Source organism: Streptomyces sp. NPDC050549, from assembly GCF_040655035.1.
In the GTDB taxonomy this organism is placed as follows: domain Bacteria; phylum Actinomycetota; class Actinomycetes; order Streptomycetales; family Streptomycetaceae; genus Streptomyces.
In genome coordinates, this window is sequence record NZ_JBFAJD010000012.1 from 112,390 (window position 1) to 129,853 (window position 17,464).

11 protein-coding genes and 2 pseudogenes are annotated in these 17,464 nt (G+C 69.8%); 5 read left to right on the forward strand and 8 right to left on the reverse strand.

The genetic code is table 11. The annotated features are described in order from the left end of the window. Both AB0I51_RS19650 and AB0I51_RS19655 read right to left on the reverse strand, forming a co-directional pair. On the reverse strand, window positions 1-1,746 hold the full coding sequence (locus AB0I51_RS19650; protein WP_362976716.1) for a hypothetical protein: 1,746 nt from the start codon (window positions 1,744-1,746) through the stop codon (window positions 1-3). Window positions 1,747-1,875: 129 nt separating this feature from the next. Then, the gene (locus AB0I51_RS19655; RefSeq protein ID WP_362976718.1) at window positions 1,876-2,310 is read right to left on the reverse strand and encodes an OsmC family protein; all 435 of its coding nucleotides are present in this window, start codon (window positions 2,308-2,310) and stop codon (window positions 1,876-1,878) included. Window positions 2,311-2,679: 369 nt separating this feature from the next. Here AB0I51_RS19655 and AB0I51_RS19660 point away from each other — a divergent pair, with 369 nt between their 5' ends. After that, window positions 2,680-3,852 carry a helix-turn-helix transcriptional regulator gene (locus AB0I51_RS19660; RefSeq protein WP_362976720.1) on the forward strand — a complete coding sequence of 391 codons (1,173 nt, stop codon included), beginning with the start codon at window positions 2,680-2,682 and terminating at the stop codon, window positions 3,850-3,852. Here AB0I51_RS19660 and AB0I51_RS19665 read toward each other — a convergent pair. Beyond that, entirely contained in the window at window positions 3,776-5,596 is a 1,821-nt protein-coding gene (locus AB0I51_RS19665; protein ID WP_362976722.1) for a peptidoglycan recognition family protein, read from the reverse strand. The genes AB0I51_RS19660 and AB0I51_RS19665 overlap by 77 nt on opposite strands. A 289-nt stretch (window positions 5,597-5,885) precedes the next feature. Here AB0I51_RS19665 and AB0I51_RS19670 point away from each other — a divergent pair, with 289 nt between their 5' ends. The 3 genes and pseudogenes from AB0I51_RS19670 to AB0I51_RS19680 all read left to right on the forward strand — a co-directional run. Next, the gene (locus AB0I51_RS19670) at window positions 5,886-6,542 is read left to right on the forward strand and encodes a DUF2975 domain-containing protein (RefSeq protein WP_362976724.1); all 657 of its coding nucleotides are present in this window, start codon (window positions 5,886-5,888) and stop codon (window positions 6,540-6,542) included. Continuing rightward, window positions 6,542-6,790: a helix-turn-helix transcriptional regulator gene (locus AB0I51_RS19675; protein WP_362976725.1), complete on the forward strand. Its 249-nt coding sequence runs from the start codon at window positions 6,542-6,544 to the stop codon at window positions 6,788-6,790. The genes AB0I51_RS19670 and AB0I51_RS19675 overlap by 1 nt, the downstream gene beginning before the upstream one ends. A 716-nt stretch (window positions 6,791-7,506) precedes the next feature. Next, window positions 7,507-7,611, forward strand: a pseudogene (locus AB0I51_RS19680) (DNA-binding response regulator); the annotation flags it as partial. 28 nt (window positions 7,612-7,639) lie between these two features. Here AB0I51_RS19680 and AB0I51_RS19685 read toward each other — a convergent pair. After that, a complete protein-coding gene (locus tag AB0I51_RS19685; RefSeq protein ID WP_362976727.1) occupies window positions 7,640-8,050 on the reverse strand; it encodes a hypothetical protein in 411 nt (136 codons plus the stop codon). Between the two features lie 570 nt (window positions 8,051-8,620). Here AB0I51_RS19685 and AB0I51_RS19690 point away from each other — a divergent pair. Further along, window positions 8,621-12,892 carry a discoidin domain-containing protein gene (locus tag AB0I51_RS19690; RefSeq protein WP_362976729.1) on the forward strand — a complete coding sequence of 1,424 codons (4,272 nt, stop codon included), beginning with the start codon at window positions 8,621-8,623 and terminating at the stop codon, window positions 12,890-12,892. A gap of 76 nt (window positions 12,893-12,968) precedes the next feature. Here the strand turns inward: AB0I51_RS19690 and AB0I51_RS19695 are convergent, their stop codons facing one another. The 4 genes and pseudogenes from AB0I51_RS19695 to AB0I51_RS19710 form a co-directional block, all read right to left on the reverse strand. Then, complete coding sequence (locus AB0I51_RS19695; RefSeq protein ID WP_362976731.1) at window positions 12,969-14,321, reverse strand: beta-1,3-glucanase family protein; 1,353 nt, start codon at window positions 14,319-14,321, stop codon at window positions 12,969-12,971. 166 nt (window positions 14,322-14,487) lie between these two features. Then, a pseudogene (locus tag AB0I51_RS19700) lies at window positions 14,488-15,270 on the reverse strand (D-arabinono-1,4-lactone oxidase); the annotation flags it as partial. Between the two features lie 27 nt (window positions 15,271-15,297). Beyond that, window positions 15,298-16,521, reverse strand: coding sequence for an amino acid deaminase/aldolase (locus AB0I51_RS19705; RefSeq protein ID WP_362976733.1), 1,224 nt, complete (start codon window positions 16,519-16,521; stop codon window positions 15,298-15,300). A gap of 67 nt (window positions 16,522-16,588) precedes the next feature. Continuing rightward, the gene (locus AB0I51_RS19710) at window positions 16,589-17,431 is read right to left on the reverse strand and encodes an SDR family NAD(P)-dependent oxidoreductase (RefSeq protein WP_362976735.1); all 843 of its coding nucleotides are present in this window, start codon (window positions 17,429-17,431) and stop codon (window positions 16,589-16,591) included. Window positions 17,432-17,464: the final 33 nt, after the last annotated feature.

Sequence of the window (17,464 nt, forward strand, 5' to 3'; positions counted from 1 at the left end):
CTACTTGGGTGATGCGGCGAATCCGGCGAGGCTGCTGGAAACGACCTCGGGCCGGCCGTTGTTCTGCACGGGTGCCGCCGTCAGGACGTCCAGGTGCTGGTAGCCGGGGGCGATCACAGGGTGCAGGTCGGCGGGGACGCGGCCCGCGAGGAGCCCGTCGCCCGCGAGGACGGTGAGCGTCGGGTCGGCGGTCAACCCGCCCGGATGGACGACGAGTTGCTTCACCTGCGGCGAGGTGGCCAGCTCGATGTCGGTGACCAGCTTGGTCGGGAAGTACTGCTCGGTGAAGTCCAGCGGCTGCTCCCCCATGCTGCGGGCCAGCTCGTGGATGTCGGTGACCTCCTTGGAGGCGTTGGTGAACGGGGTGCCGTCGGCCGACCGGTACCCGGGGTCGTCGGCGGCGCCGACCCGGTCGTAGTTCCGCCAGGTGTAGAGCGGCCCGTGCGGCTGCGCCGGAATGGCCTTGTACTCGACGCCGAACAACTGCGACTGGTCCGAACTCCCGTTGGCGCCGGGGAAGTTCTTGTCGGTGAGCGGTCCGCCGTCGAAGAGGCCCACGCTGCTCTGCAGGAATGCCAGCGGTTCGGAGTTGTCGTCCATGAGCGCCCCGAGCACGGCGTCGTTGGTGAGCCGGAAATCCTTCACGGCGGGTGAGCCGGTGAGGAAGGTGGCGGTGTCCTTTGAGAACAGGAACCGGTTCGTGGCCTCGATGTTGACGTTGGAGGGCAGGGAGGCGGGCAGGTCCGACTCGCCGTCCGGGTCGCGTGCGGCGCCGAGTCCCGCGATGGCGAGCAGGGTCATGGTCTCGGGGTTGAGGAGCACGGGTGCGGACAGGGAACGCGACAGCACCCCGCTGTCCAGGCCGGCCTGCACGACGGCGTAACCGAGCCCGACGTCGGGCAGGTCGGTGTCGTCCGGGATGCTGCCGCTCAGGTCGGCGAGGGAGGTGGAGATCGTGGTGTCGAGGGCGAAGTACCCGGCGCACTGGTTCTGTCCGGCGTCGGCCATGGTGGCGGGGTTCCCGTCGAAGTCGGCCGTCGCGAAGTACCCGGTGATCACTCCGCCGAGCGAGTGTCCGCCGCACAGCACCTTGCTCCTGCGCATACCCTGGTCGGGCAACTCGGTGACGAGCAGGTCGTATTCGTCCCGCACGGTCTGCTCGATGCCGAGCTTGGCCATCCAGCCGAGTTGGTCGTTGCCGACGAACCCGGCGAAGGTCCGGCCGTCGACGGCCTTGCCGCGGTAGTAGTAGTCGACGGCCGTGTGCTGGTCGCCGGAGGCGATACCGGTGGGATCTTCAAGGCAGTTGGAGCGCCGGTCCAGGGCCCAGAACTCGACGTGCCGTCCCTGCGCGGCGGCCCTGGCGACCGTGTCGCGGGCGACGCTGTCGAAGGCTCCGGCTCCTTCCAGGATGCCGGGCTGGGCCACGAGGATCCGGTCCGCGTCGGCCGAGGCGCGCGGCCCGTCGGCGGAGCGGTAACGCAGATACGACAGCCAGTCGCACGCCGCCGGATGGGCGCCGAACGACTGCGGTAACGGCACTTGCACACGCACCACCGACTCGACCACACCGTCGGCGGGATGCGTCGACGCGACCGGGGTCTCGGTGCGCGCGCTCTGGCCCTGTGCCTGCGGGGCGGCGACGGTGAGCGCGCCCGCGGTCAACAGCGCCGCGAGCGCGGCACCGCGCCATGCCCTTGCCCTTGCCCTTGCCCTTGTCCGTTCTGTGCTGCGACTCGTCTTCATGGCCGGGACCGTAGGGCGCCCGCACTCCCGGGATCAGGCAGTGCTCACAAGAACGCAGCGCCCGGCGAACCCCTTGTCACCGGCCCGCAGAGAAGGCAGGGAGCGGTGAGGCCGGTCATCCCTTGTCCGTCAGGCCTCATTGATCGTCACGGTGACGGGCGTGCCGGTCTCCACCGTGCGGCTGACCGTGCACAGCCGGTCGTGGGAGACGGTGACCGCGCGGGGCAGGATGGCGCGGGCCCGGTCCCCGGCCTCGCCCTCCGGGAAGGTGACGGCGAAGGTGACCGCGAGGTCGGTCATCCGGTTGCCGAGGTCGTCGCTGACCTTGTTGCCGGTCACGGTGACGGTGAACCCGTCCGGCTCCGCGTGCCGCGTGGTGGCCACGTCGACGTCGGCCGCGGTGCAGCCCCCGATCGCGGCGAGCAGCAGCTCGACGGGGGTGAACTCGGCGCCGCCACCGCCGGCGGTACCGAACTCGACGGTGCCGCCGCGGGCGTTGGTGGCGGTGAACCGGCCGGGGCCGGTGCGGTCGACGGTGACGAGGCGCAGGGGGTTTTCGCTCATGGTGGCGATCTTTCCAGAAAGCTCCACCGGATCCTCCGCCGCGCGCCGCCGGTCCCCCGGCTACGGGCTACGGGCGGGCGCCGCGCCCGATCTCGGCTGCGACGCGGGGGTGGGACAGGTATTGCGTGATGTCGTGTGCCCGATCCTTCGGGTTGGCGCAGAGCACGTTGCGAACCTGTGACCAGGTGTCGCCGAGTGGACAGCCGATGGCGACGGCGTTTCCCACCGCCCGCACGTTGAGCCACACGTCCACCTGCCCAGGCCGGACCGGTCCCCGGACCAGCAGCCGCCTCCAGCACGGCGTCGCGTACCGCCTTGTCGCCGAGGTAGGCGGCGACGTGCGCGAAGGGCCGTACGACCCTGCTCGCGTTGCTGGAGGAGACGCGCGGCCTCAGCGGTCCCGAGGAACGCGAGGTGACGATGGAGATCGCGCAGGGCCTGTCCTGGACCGACGAGGGAGATCTCGCCCGCGGCGTGCTGGACACGGTGATCGAGGGGATGCGCCGGGACCACTCCCCCGCCCTGCTGCCGTACGCGCTGCCGGCGCGGGGCCAGGTGGAGATGTGGTCGCACTTGTCGATGGCTCGCGCGGACGCCACCGGGGCGCTGCGCTGGGCGGAGGAGGCATCTGGCGGTGACGGGCTACGCGTTGGTGCAGCTCGCGCGGTTGGACGCCCTGCGGGGCGACTTCGAGGACTGCCGGGAGCGAATGGCCCAGTACGAGCGCTGGTGCGGCGGTCGGCTGCGGGCCCGGCCCTGTTCGCGCGCGGTGCGCTCGGCACGTCCGCGCTCGCCGCCGGTGATCCGGAGGCGGCGCGTACGCACCTGGAGGCGGCGTTCGCCCTCGCGGACGACACGGGACTGGTCAATCCCTCTCTCATGCCGTGGGTGGCCGATCTCGCCGAGGCCCGTCTGCGCACGGGGGCGAGGGAGGGGGCCGTCGCGGACTGGCTGCGGGAGCGGGACACGGCGACCGGTCTGGCGTGGCCGGCGGCCGCACACGCCCGGTGCCGGGTGATGCTCGCCCGGTCCGCCGAGGAGGCCACCGACCGGCTGGACGTCGCGGAACGCGTCCACGGCGGCAAGGAGACGGCCTTCGAGGCGGCTCGGACACGACTCGTCGCAGGTGAGCCGCTGCTGCTCGCGCAGCAGACGTTCACCGCGCCGGACGCCGTGCCGTGGGCGGTCCGGACCGACGCGGGGGTCGGGGCGACCGGGCACCGCTCCGCCGTCCACGGGAACGAATCGCCCGCAGTGGCACTGCTCACCCCGCAGGAGCTCCAGATGGCGCGTGCCACAGGTGAGGGTCTCAGCAATGTGGACGCCGCCGCGTCGCTCTTCCTGTCCCGCAGGACGATCGAGGCGCATCTCACCCGCGTCTGCCGAAGGTCGGGGGTCCGTTCCCGCTCGGACCTGGCCCGCTGCCGGGGTCACCGGGTAGCGGGCCGGGTTCGCACCGATCGGTTCAGGACACCTGCGAGGCGTCGACGAGGACGACCCGGTGGTTGTACTGGATGGTGTAGTACTGGGCCGCGCCGGTGACGTAGGTGTCGCCGGAGACGAAGAAGTCGTCGGCGCTGACCGGCGGTTGGGTGGCCACGTAGGCCTGGCCCGCCGGGAAGGTGTAGAGGGTCAGGGGCTTCTGCGTGGACGGGGAGAGGCCGGACGGGTACTCCGATGCCTGCGGGTAGCCGGAGCCGTAGAGAGTCGCGGCCTGGTCGCCGGAGTGGACGACGACGACGTCCGGCGCGGCGCAGGTGTTGGCGCCGCCGGGGTTGTAGAACCACACCTTCGCACCGCTGAACCAGATGGCGGTCCAGTCGCCGTCGACGTCGGCGACCACGAACTGCTGGCCCGCCGCGACGGTACTGCCCCAGTCGTGGATCGAGTCGGTGCCGGCGCTCGTGCCGGGGTGGATGGCCTGGTCGGCGAACAGGGGCGCGTCCGCACTGGCGGCGGTGCGCACGGGAAGGAAGTTGGAGGGCGCGGTGGTCTCGGTGCACTCGGTGGTGGCGCCCGTGGGGTCGTCGGCCGGGCAGACCTGGACGGTCTGCTCGTTGGTCGCGAACTCCGGGCTGATGGTGACCGCCGAGCCGATCGTCGGGATGTGCCGGGCGGCGCTGTGCGCGCGGGCCGTCCGTGCCGGGGCGACCATGTTCATGAAGGCCGTCCAGTCCCAGTAGGGCCCGGGATCCCAGTGCATGCCCGCGAGGTAACTGTCCCGCGGGCCGGGCACGTTGTCGTGACCGATGATGTGCTCGCGGTCGAGCGGAATGTCGAACCTTGCGGCGAGGTACTTCACCAGATCGGCCGTCGCCCGGTACTGCGTCTGCGTGTACCAGGTGGCGCCGTGCGCGGCGTAGCCCTCGTGCTCGATACCGATCGAGTGCATGTTGAACCAGTAGTTGCCGGCGTGGAACGCGATGTTCTTGGTGGGCGTCATCTGCGTCACGGCCCCGTCGGCGGACCGCATGACGTAGTGCGCCGAGTCGCCGGAGCCGGCTGTCTGGAAGGTCTTGATCGCGGCGTCGTAGGACGACTCGGTGTCGTGCAGGACGATGTACTTGATCTGCACGCCGTCGCCGGGCCGGCCCGCCACCTGCCCGTTGGAGGCGGCCGCGGCGAGGAACGTACAGTCCACCGTGGGCGGGCACTCGGTGTCGGTGTCCGTCGCGGCGGCTGTCAGCTTCAGCTCGGACAGCTGCTGCGTCTCGGGGTGTACCGCGCGCTGCGCCGCGAGCCGGACGCGCTGACCGTCGACGGTGGTGCGCGAGGCGCCCGTTGTCACGGTCTTGAAGACGCGGTCGGCGAAGAGCTGCGCCGCCTTCTTGTCAGACGACTGGCTGTACTCGGCAACCGCCCCGTACCAGTCGGCCGGGTCGGCGGATCCCTTCCCCGTCAACTCCTTCTGGTAGGAGGCCAGTAGCGCGGCACCCGCTCGGATGTTCGCGCCGTCGTCGGAGCGCAGCCTCGCTTCCGGTATGCCTGTGAGTCCGGCCGCCGCGTCGAGGGTGTGCAGGGCCGGGTCCGCCGTCAGCTCGGCGAGGTCACCACGGCCGGCCGCGCCCGCCGCGCCCCCGGACACCATCTTGGCGGTGACGTCCGTCAGGTTCATCGGACCGTATCCGCCCGCGGTGTTGTACTGCCCGTCGTGGTCGTCCCACTGCGACTCCTGGTAAGACACGGCCAGGAGCACGGGCAGCGGTACGCCGAACTCCTTGGCCGCGTCGGCGAAGGAGGACTGCCGGTCCGCCGTGGTGGAGGAGGTCTGGGCGGCCTGCGCCATGGACGGCAGAACTGCGAAACAGCCTGCGACCACGAGGCCGCCGGCCAGAATCCCGGCCCACGACTTCCGGGGGGATCTTGAACGCGAGGATTCCTGCAACGGTCTTCCCTTGCACGTAGTGCCCTGATGCAGACGAACGGGGCGACGCCTGCCCGAACCACCCCGCGGAAGCCTCCGGCCCTACCCGCAGGGGGAGGTTCCGCAACTGGTGCCTGATGGAGCGTAGTTGACGAATGCTGTATCGTTTTTCGATAACATCGAAAAACGATAACCAAGGGGGCGGTCCGTCATGACCGACGAGTCGGCCGGAACGAGGAGCAGCAGCTCCGGAAACCCGCTGGAACCCATGACCGGCGTGGTCACCGCGCTCTGCGCGCTGGTCGCGGTGTTCCTGGTGCTGAAGACGTTCGCCGCGGTCGGGATCGGCGGCGCCTTCGGATGGGGCGCCGGTTCGGTCTGCGCCACCGCCCCCTCCACACAGGCCGGCGGCGAGGACTGGTTGAGCCGGACCATGAAGCCCGGGCCGGGCATCGAGGTCCTTTTCGCGCCCCGGTACTGCGACAACTCCCCGAGCGGCGGCGCACGCCTGCTGAGCACGCTGACCGAACTGCCGTCCTCCACCCTCTACATCGGCGCGCTGCTCCTGCTGTACTGGGTGATCCGCGCCGCCCGCCAGGACGGCCCGTACACCGTCCGCACCGCAGGCCGCCTGCGCCTCCTCGGCTGGTACCTGGCCGTCGGCAGCATCGTCTGCCACGTCACCGAACGCGTCGCGGGAGCCGCCCTGCTCAACTCCCTGCGGGCGGCCGACCACCGGCCTCTGCTCTACGACGTCGACCACGGCGTCCCGTACTTCGCCCTGCTCACCGGCATCGGGCTGCTCTCCCTGGCCCGGATCATGCGCGTCGGCACGGCGATGCGCGAAGACCTCGAAGGCGTCATCTGATGTCCCCCGCCGAAGCCGACCCGCACGCCATCGAGGTCCACCTTGACCGGATCCTGGAGGAACGGGGCATGACCCTGGCCGAACTGGCCACCCAAGTGGGCGTCACCAACGTCAACCTGTCCATCCTCAAGAACGGCCGCGCGAAGGCCATCCGCTTCAGCACCCTGACCCGCATCTGCGAGGTCCTGGACTGCCAGCCAGGCGACCTCCTCACCCACCGCCCGCAGCACGGGACTTCGGGACGGTGATCAGCCGGTCCGGGCGGTTTCCCCCGGCACCGACGGGGCGTCACCGCGGGGGCGCGAACGTGCCACACGCGGGCCGGCGGACCATTGCTCCACACGGTGCGGCAGTCGGCGCCGTGGGTCTGCTGGAACGTGTCGAGCACATGGGTGACACCGCTGTGCCGGGCCAGACTCCGGAAGGTGCCCGGCAGCACGCGGAGGCGGGCGGTGCCTCGGTAGCCGCAGTAGGTAAGCCGGCCGCCGGGCCTGAGCGCGGCCAGACAGCGTGCGAGCAGGTCCGACACCTCACCGGAGCGGAAGTCGGCGAACGGCAGCCCGGAGACGATCACGTCGTGGCACGCCTGTGGGTCGAGTCGCTCGACCGGCCCCGCGATCAACGAGATCCGGTCCCCGCGGGCCGCCGGCCGCGGGTCGTCCCGCAGGTCGACCGCGAGGAGCCGGGCGAAGCGGGGGTTGGCCCCGACCAGGACGAGCGTGTCCTCGGGGCCGAGCAGATCCGCCGGCACGCGGGAGACCGAACCCGTTCCGGCACCGACTTCCAGCACGGTGCGCGGCCGTCCGGTCGCTCTGCGAGCGGCGCGGCGAGTGCCTCGGCGAGGCGCCGGCTGCCGGGGGTCACGGCCCCGGTCGCACGGAAGGTCCGGAGAGTCTCGGCGAGGAACAACCGGCGGTCGGCGAGACGTCGGGCCGGGGTTTGCCGGAGGGACGGGGTCCTGTCGGGGATGCGCGAGAGCACCCTCAATTCACACGTCAGCCGGATCCTCGGCGCCCCGGGCACCGGAAACCGCGTCCAGGCCGCCCTGTTGGCCCGCGACGCGAGGCTGGGGCGACCGGGGCTGAGCGTTCGCCGCGTCAGGGGGACGTCGCCGCGTACAGCCCCTTCTCCCGCAGCAACTCGACGAATGCGGCCGTCTGTTGGTCGTCCAGAGCCGTGACCGGCAATCCCATGGCCAGCCGCGGAGACACGCGCAGCACCCAGAAGTCGCCGACCCGCGAGACGCTCCGAAACGTCGTCCAGGTCCGGGAGGTGGCCCGGTCGGGACCCTCGGCGCGGTACTCCGAGTCCGTCATGGTGACGGTGACCTCGCGCTCCGCCCCCAGGCAGGGCGCCAGTTGGCGCCGAACGGAACGCTCACGCAGCAGGAAGAATCCCGCCCCGGACAGCATCAGCATCACCCCGGGCCCGGCGGCGCCGGACACTCCGGCCAGCCCGGCGGCCACCGCGGCGGCGCCGACCGCCACCAGTCCGATGGTGACGGCCACTCGTTGGATGTACCCGCGTCGGGAACACGCCCGATAGGAGCGAAGCACCGTGGCCGGTGTGCTGACAAAGGTGGTTGTTATCGGTGTCCCGGCCACACTGGCTCCCGTTTCGCACGTCAGGGGAGAAGCTCGCAATAGGTGACCAATGCTGCCACGCTCGTCACCCGCGACGCAGAATCACGCAAGAATTTGCCCTTCTTGCGTTCACTTGCGGTCTCGGAGCGCAAGCCCCGCAAGCATCCTCAGGTGACGGGCCGGACCATATACGCCTGCCAAACCTGCCATGGCGCGCGCCACTTGACGGCCCCGTCGGCCCGGAAGTGACGCACGCGCCACCAACACTCTTGGGCCATGAGTTCTTCTGGTGAAAATTATGCCGCTCAGGCTGTAGACCGACTCACTCGACTCTGCAATATTTCGATGAAACAACGCAAAATCCTACCCTACGGTCCTCGCAGAGCAGCAGAGCACCGCACCGATCGTCCCGCACCTTTCTGCACCACTCCGTCAGGAATGAGCCGCCCTCGCCGCCCCACCGGCGCGCGAGCCTCCGCAGGAAGCGACCCCCGCATGACTCGACACAAGCAGAGATCCCCCGGGCGGCGCGCGGCGACCGCCGCGCTCGCCGCCACCGTCATGGTCCTGGGCCTGCCCGCCGTCGCCGCGCACGCGGCCGGCGGCCCCAACGCCGCAGCCGACGCCAGGACTTCGGCGGGCAGCACCCGTGGAAAGCACACCGCCGCGAACATCACCGACGGCGACCTCGACACCTACTGGCAGGCCGGGAAGAAGTCGGCCCAGTGGGTGCAGACCGACCTCGGCAAGAGCAAGCGCGTCCGCCAGGTCGTGCTGCGGCTGCCCGAGGGCTGGCAGACCCGGAAGCAGACGTTCGCGCTCCAGGGCAGCGACGACGGCAAGAGCTTCGCCACCCTCAAGTCATCGGCGCAGTACGTCTTCGGCCCGGCGAACGACAACACGGTGAAGGTCTCCGTCCCCGCGACCCTCGCCCGGTACGTACGCGCCGACTTCAGCGCCAACTCGGTCGCCGGTACAGCTCAGTTGGGCGAGATGCAGGTCCTCACGACCGCCGCCTCGACCCCCAACCTCGCCCAGGGCAGGCCCTTCAGCGAGAGCGGGCACGCGGACGTCTACGGCGCGGCCAACGCCGGTGACGGCAACCGCGACACCTACTGGGAGAGCACGAACAACGCCTTCCCCCAGTGGCTCCAGGTCGACCTGGGTTCGTCGGTCAAGATCAACCAGGTGACGCTGCGGCTGCCCGGCGGCTGGCCGAGCCGCAGCCAGACCTTCAAGATCCAGGGCTCGACCGACAACTCGAACTTCACCGACCTGACGGCCTCGAAGGCGTACACCTTCGACAGCTCCGACGACCAGTCGACGACGATCGGTTTCGACACGACCACCACGCGGTACGTGCGCGCGCTGTTCACCGCCAACTCGGGCTGGCCCGCGGGCCAGGCGTCCGAGCTGGAGGTCTACGGGCCGGTCACCGGCGACACCCAGGCGCCCACCGCCCCGGCGAACCTGGCCTACACCGAGCCGGCCACCGGGCAGATCAAGCTGACCTGGAGCGCGGCCACCGACGACACCGCCGTGACGGGCTACGACGTCTACGCCAACGGGCAGTTGAGGGCGAGCGTCGCCGGGAACGTCCTGACCTACACCGACACCCAGCCCGCCGGCAGCGGCATCACGTACTTCGTGCGGGCCAAGGACGCGGCGGGCAATGTCTCCGCCAACAGCAACAGCGTGACCCGCAAGGGGTCGAGCGGCGACACCCAGGCGCCCACCGCGCCGGGCAACCTCGCCTACACGCAGTCGGGCAACGACGTGAAGCTGACCTGGCAGGCGTCGAGCGACAACGTCCAGGTGACCGGCTACGACGTGTATGCCAACGACCAGTTGCTCAAGTCCGTTGCGGGTGACGTGACTTCGTACACCGACACCCCGTCGGCGACGGCCACGGTCACCTACTGCGTGAAGGCCAAGGACGCCGCCGGGAACGTGTCGGTGGCGAGCAACAGCGTCACCCGGGCCGGCAACGGTGCGGGCTCCGACCTCGCGCAGGGCAAGCCCGTCGAGGCCTCCTCGTACACGTTCACCTATGTCGCCGCGAACGCCAACGACGGCCAGATCGCGACCTATTGGGAGAGCGGAGGCGGCGCCTACCCGGCCACCCTCACCACCAAGCTGGGTGCCAACGCCGACCTCGGTCAGGTCGTCGTCAAGCTCAACCCGGACGCCGCCTGGTCCACGCGCACGCAGAACATCCAGGTGCTCGGCCGCGACCAGGAAGCGACCGCGTTCACGAGCCTCGTCGCGGCGAAGGACTACACGTTCAACCCGGCCACCGGCAACACGGTGACCATCCCGGTCTCCGGTGCGGCGGCCGACGTCCAGCTCAAGTTCGCCTCCAACACGGGCGCCCCGGGCGCGCAGGTCGCCGAGTTCCAGGTGATCGGCACCCCGGCCGCCAACCCGGACCTCGAGGTCACCGGCATCACCAACTCGCCTGCGGCGCCTGTCGAGTCGGATGCCATCAGCCTGTCCGCGACCGTCACCAACAGCGGCAGCAAGGCGTCCAAGGCCACCGACCTGAGCTTCACGCTCGGCGGCACCAAGGCCGCCACCGCGGACGTCCCGGCCCTCGCGGCAGGCGCGTCGGCGACGGTCACCGCGAGCATCGGCACCCGGGACGCGGGCAGTTACCCGCTCGGCGCCGAGGTGGATCCGTCGAACAAGGTCATCGAGCAGAACGAGGGGAACAACACCTTCACCCGCTCCGACGCCCTCGTCGTCAAGCCGGTCTCCAGCTCCGACCTGGTCGCCGCACCGGTGGCCTGGACCCCGTCCAGCCCCTCCGCGGGCGACAACGTCGCGTTCAGCGTGGCGATCAAGAACCAGGGATCGGTCGACTCGGCCTCCGGCTCCCACGGCGTGACACTCACGATCCAGGACGCGAACGGCGCGACCGTCAAGACACTCACCGGCTCCTACAGCGGCACCATCGCCTCCGGCCAGACGACCGCACCGGTCGCCCTCGGCTCGTGGACGGCCGTCAACGGCAAGTACACCGTCAGGACGGTCATCGCCGACGACGCCAACGAACTCCCCGTCAAGCGGACCAACAACACGACCGCGCAACCCCTGTTCGTCGGCCGCGGCGCCGACATGCCGTACGACATGTACGAGGCCGAGGACGGCACGGTCGGCGGTGGCGCCACGGTGGTCGGCCCGAACCGGACCATCGGCGACATCGCGGGCGAGGCGAGCGGCCGCAAGGCGGTGACCCTCGACTCGACCGGCCAGTACGTCGAGTGGACCATCCGCGCGGCGACCAACACCCTGGTCACCCGCTTCTCGATCCCGGACGGCACCGACTCCACCCTCGACGTCTACGTGGACGGCCAGTTCCTGAAGGCGATCGACCTCACCTCCAAGTACGCCTGGCTGTACGGCAACGAGACCGCGCCCGGCAATTCGCCCAGCGCCGGGGCCCAGCGCCACATCTACGACGAGGCGAACCTGCTGCTCGGCAGGACCGTACCGGCCGGTTCCAAGATCCGGCTCCAGAAGGACGCGGCCAACTCCTCCACCTACGCGATCGACTTCATCAACCTCGAACAGGCGACGGCGATCCCGAACCCCGACCCGGCCGCCTACACGGTCCCGGCCGGCTTCGCGCAGCAGGACGTGCAGAACGCCCTCGACAAGGTCCGCATGGACACCACCGGCAAGCTCGTCGGCGTCTATCTGCCGGCCGGTGACTACGAGACCTCAAGCAAGTTCCAGGTCTACGGCAAGGCGGTCAAGGTCGTCGGAGCGGGCCCGTGGTTCACCCGCTTCCGCGCCCCCTCCTCGCAGGAGAACACGGACATCGGCTTCCGCGCCGAGTCCACGGCCAACGGCTCGACGTTCTCCGGCTTCGCCTACTTCGGCAACTACACGTCCCGGATCGACGGCCCGGGCAAGGTGTTCGACTTCTCCAACGTCTCCGACATCACCATCGACAACATCTGGGCCGAGCACATGGTGTGCCTCTACTGGGGCGCAAACACCGACAACATGACCATCTCGAACTCCCGGATCCGTGACACGTTCGCCGACGGCATCAACATGACGAACGGCTCCACGGACAACCACGTCGTCAACAACGACGCCCGCGCCACGGGCGACGACAGCTTCGCCCTCTTCTCCGCGATCGACGCGGGCGGCGCCGACGAGAAGAACAACCTCTACGAGAACCTGACGTCGACCCTCACCTGGCGTGCGGCCGGTATCGCCGTCTACGGCGGCTACAGCAACACCTTCCGCAACATCCGGGTCGCCGACACCCTGGTCTACTCCGGCATCACGATCTCCTCGCTGGACTTCGGCTACCCGATGAACGGCTTCGGGACCGATCCGACAACGATCGAGAACGTCTCCCTGGACAGAACGGGCGGCCACTTCTGGGGCTCCCAGGTCTTCCCCGCCATCTGGGCGTTCTCGGCCTCCAAGGTCTTCCAGGGCATCCGGGTCAACGACGTCGACATCGACAACTCCACCTACGGAGGAGTGATGTTCCAGACCAACTACGTAGGCGGACAACCGCAGTTCCCGGTGAAGGACACGATCTTCACCGACATCTCCATCACCAACTCCAAGAAGAGCGGAGACGCGTTCGACGCCAAGTCCGGGTGGGGCATCTGGGCCAACGAGCTGCCCGAGCCCGGTCAGGGACCGGCCGTCGGTTCGGCCACCTTCGTCAACCTGCGGATGAGCGGCAACGCCCAGGACATCCGCAACACCACGTCCACCTTCACGATCAACGTCCAGTGACCACGAACACCACCCCATGACACGGGGCCGCCCTTCCTGACAAGGGCGGCCCCGCTTCACGACGCCTCCTCCGCGCCTACCAGCCGACGGCGACCAGGAGCCACTGCGGACTGGCGCGCGAGACGAAGGAGGACTGGCCCGCCACGTCGTCGTAGGGGAAGCCGTAGGCAAGCTGGTTGATGGCGTTGTCGTGCCAGAACTCGGCGTAGTAGTTCGCGGGTGCCGCCTTGTAGAACTGCGCCGGGTCGGACTGCTGCGACGCCGGCAGGGTGGCCACATGGCGGTTGAGGGCGGCACACATATTGGGGTCGGCCGCCAGCGAGGCCGCGCAGCCGAAGATGTCCGAGGTGGCCGCGTTCACGCCCACCGACTGGGCGTAGGACGTGAAGTAGTTGGCGTTGACGCCGCCCGCGCGGAAGCTCGGGTCGCTGCCGGGCGCGATGATCCGGTACGGCGCCTGTGTCTGCGCCAGTACCTTGAACTGGGACGGCACCGCGTCGGTGAAGCGCTGGAAGGTGGTCGCGCGGTCCTCGGCGAAGGTCGCCCGGTTCTCGCCGACCTCGGTGTCGTAACCGTCCTTGCTGTGCAGGCGCATGGCGAGTTTGAGGCCGAAGGCGTCGACGCGGGTGGTGTTGCCGTTGAAGACGTTGTTGCCGACCGTGAACTCGATGAAGTCGTAGTACGAGCTGGTGGGCGAGCCGAGGTAGAAGTACATCCGGCCCGCGGAGTTGGCCGGCATGTCGAGGTAGGGCTGCTCGGCGATGGAGTGCGTCTGCCCGTTGAAGCTCCAATACACCTGGCTGTCGGGGTACTTGCCGTTGGTGCGGTTGAGGATCTTCACCTCTACGGCGTTGTTGGCCGCCGGTATGTCACTGGTGCTGCCCCAGAAGTCGTCGGGCGGGGTGGTGCTCCCCGGGCCGTAGACCCGGAACTCCCACAGGGAGTAGCCCCATTGGGTGGCCCGGGCCGTTCCGTACACGCGGACGTAGCGTCCGCTGCCGGTGAGGGTGATGTTCTGGGTGCCGCCCGTCGAGGTACTGGTGGAGTAGACGGTGGTCCAGGTGGTGGCGTCGGTCGAGGTCCGGATCTGGTAGCCGGTGGCGTAGGCGGTCTCCCAGTTCAGCGAGACGCGGGAGAGCTGCTGGACGGATCCGAGGTCCACCGACAGCCACTGCGGGTCGGCGAAGGCGGAGGACCAGCGGGTGCCGGTGTTCCCGTCGACGGCCGCGCCCGCGGGGAAGGACGTGCTCTCGGTCGAGGACGCGGTGGCGGGCCGCCCCTGGGACAGGAGTTGGTCGGCGGCGCCGGCGGGCGAGGGGGTCAGGGCGGCGAAGCAGGCGACTATCAGGACGACGACCAGACCAAGGGCCGTACGGGAGCGTACGACGGCGGGCGAAGGTCTGCCGGATGTGCCGGCGGAGGTCTGCATGGGGGGGGTCTCCTCAAGGTTGGGAGCGCTCTCCCCGGGTTGTAGCCGCGCCACTGGACGCCGTCAACAACTGAAGGCGCCACTCATCCCCACTCACCTTTTTCCTCCATGACTTGACGCCTCCGGTATGGACTTTCGGGTGACCGCCGAGGACGACGGGCGCGGGTCAGTCGCCCAGCACCCTGCGCAGATGGGCGTTGGTGAAGCGCCGGTCGGGGTCGAGCCGGTCGCGCAGTGCCGTGAACTCGTCGAAGCGGGGGTAGGCGTTCGCGAGGTGGGCGGCGTCCCGGCTGTGGAGCTTGCCCCAGTGCGGGCGCCCCTCGTGGGTGACGAATATGCGCTCCGCCTCGGCGAAGTACTGCTGATGGGGCATCCCCCGGTAGACGTGGACGGCGACATAGGCGCTGTCGCGTCCGGACGCCGTGGAGAGGGCGATGTCGTCGGCGGGCGTGGTGCGGACCTCCACAGGGAAGCCGATGCGCAGATCGGAGCGCTCGATCATGGCCTTCAGTTCGCGGAGGACGTCGAGGACGGCCTCGCACGGAACGGCGTACTCCATCTCGATCATCCGGACCCTGCGCGGGCTGGTGAAGACCTTGTACGGGATGTCCGTGCAGGTCCTGGCCGAGAGTCCCTGGCTGGTGATCCGAGCGATCGCGGGGACGGCTGAGGGGATGGCGCTGCCCACCGAATTGAGCGCCTGGAAGACGCTGTTGGCGAGGAACTCGTCCTCGAACCAGGCTCTGAGCCGGCCCAGCCGGGCGTGCGGGCCGACGGTCCGGTTGTTGCGCAGGGTGGTGCAGTTGCCCGTGTGCGGGAACCAGTAGAACTCGAAGTGGTCGTTGTGGGCGTGGAGTTCGTCGAATCGCGCGGTGACCGTGTCGAACTTCATCGGTTCCTCGTGCGCGGCGAGAAGGAAGAGCGGCTCGACTGCGAACGTGAGCGCGCTACGGAAACGGGCCTGTTCAGGTACGGATCACAGGAAGGCGTGCCCCTCGCCCCGGTAGGTCGCGACCTCGTCGACGATCTCCGCGCCGGACACCAGGTGGAGGGTGTTGACGCGTTCGCACAGTTCGCCGGCCTTGGCGTGCCGGAACCACACGTGGTCGCCGAGCCGCAGCCCGTGCGCGGCGGCGCCCAGGACCGGTGTCTGGACCTCGCCGGTCCCTTCCCTGGTATTGGTGCGCAGGCCGTGCGGCCAGGTGGGCGTCGGCTGGCGGTCGAGGCCGGGCGGGCCGGAGGCGATCCAGCCGCCGCCCAGCACGGTGGCGATCCTGGGACTCGGGCGGCGTACGACGGACATCACGAAGTAGGCGGCGGGGCGCGGGCGGAAGCGTCGGTAGAAGTCGAAGAGTCCGGGGCCGTAGAGCCCCGATCCGGCACCGATCTCGGTGATGGCGTGTTCGGCGGCGGTCTGCTCGATGGAGCCCGTGCCGCCGCCGTTGACGAACTCCAGTGGCGCCACGGCCTCGACGGCGGCGACCACCGCTGCCCGCCGGTCGGCCAGTTCGCCGGCGGACACGCGCTGCATGGCGCGGATCGCGGCCCGCCTGAGCAGCGACCCGGGCTGGTTGTCGCCCAGTCCGGCGATCTGGCCCTCGTAGGACATGAGCCCGGCGAGCCGGAATCCGGACCGTTCCCGGATGGCGCGGGCGAGTGCGGCGGCCTGCCGGGGTGAGTGCACGGGCGAGCGGTAGGGGCCCAAGTGGATGCGGCCACCGGCCAGTTCGAGCGAGGCGTCCAGATCGATACAGACGCGGAGGTCGGGGCGGGAGAGGCCCACCACCTCGTCGACGAAGTCCAGTTGGCCGATCGAGTCGATCATGAGGGTGACTCGTGCGGCGGCCCGCTCGTCCGAGGCGAGTTGTTTCAGCGCGGCGCGGTGCGTCGTCGGATAGCCGATCACCACGTCCTCGTGGTCCTCGGCCAGCCACAGGGCCTCGGGCAGGGTGAAGGCGAGGATCCCCCGGTATCCCTCGTGCCGGGCGGCACGCCCGATCAGTTCACGGCTGCGGACCGACTTGCTGGCCAGGCGGATGGCCGCCAGGCCCGCCGCGCGGTGTGCCAGTTCCGTGGCGTTGGCGTCGAAGGCGTCCAGGTCCACCACGGCGAAGGGCGGGTCCAAGTGCTCGGTCGCCCTGCTGAGTCGAACCATCCGGTCCTCGTCCGGTCCGGTGCCGGTCGATGCGGCCCTGCTCATGACCGGCCTCTTCGCGTCCGGCCGGGACGTCATGTGCGTACTCAATTCAGTGTCCTTTCTAGGAGGTTCACCGGTTCCCGGCTGCCGGGATTCCCTGAGCGGCGCGCAGCCGCTCCCGCTCTCTGGGGCCTTTGGCCTCGACGAGGGGGATCACTCGGCGCATCAGCCGGGGGAAGACTCCGACGGCCCGCTGGAGGCGGCCGGCGAACGGCGGGAACACCACTTCGACCGGCTTGGCGCTCATGGCGTCGACAACGGCCTCGGCGATGCGCTCCGGGGCGTAGGACTTCTCCGCGAAGGCGATGGCGGAGGAGGGATCGGCCATCTCCTGTTCGAGCATGCCGGTCCGGGTGGACGGCGGATGGACGATCGTGAAGTCCAGCGGCCCGTCGCGTTCCTCGATCGCGACGCTGTGGTGGAAGGCCCTCAGCGCGTGCTTCGTAGCGCCGTAGGTGGCGTATCCGGGCAGCGGCAGGAACGACGTCATGCTGCAGACGTTGATGACGTGTCCGTGGCCCTGCGCGGTCATCCGCTCGATCGCGGTGCAGACCCCCGTGATGGTGCCGAGCAGGTTGATCTCGACGATGTCGCGACGCTGCTGGGGGCGGAGTTCGCGGGCGGTTCCGGTGTGGGTGATGCCGGCGTTGTTGACCAGTACGTCGACGGCGGCGAAGCGTGCCCGGGCCGCGTCGAACGCCGTGTTCCAGTCCGCGGGGCGGCGGATGTCCAGGGCGTGTGCGGCGGCCCGCTCGCCCAGGGCGTGGGCCCGGGCCAGAACGGCCTCCTCGTCGACGTCGGTCAGCAGGACGCGATGACCGCGCGCGATCGCCAGTTCCGCGATGGCGGCTCCGATGCCGCCGGCCGCGCCGGTCACGAGGACGACCTGGCCTTTTCCGGGTGGTGTTGGCATGGCCACAGATTCTCCTGGTCGAGCGTCCAAGTC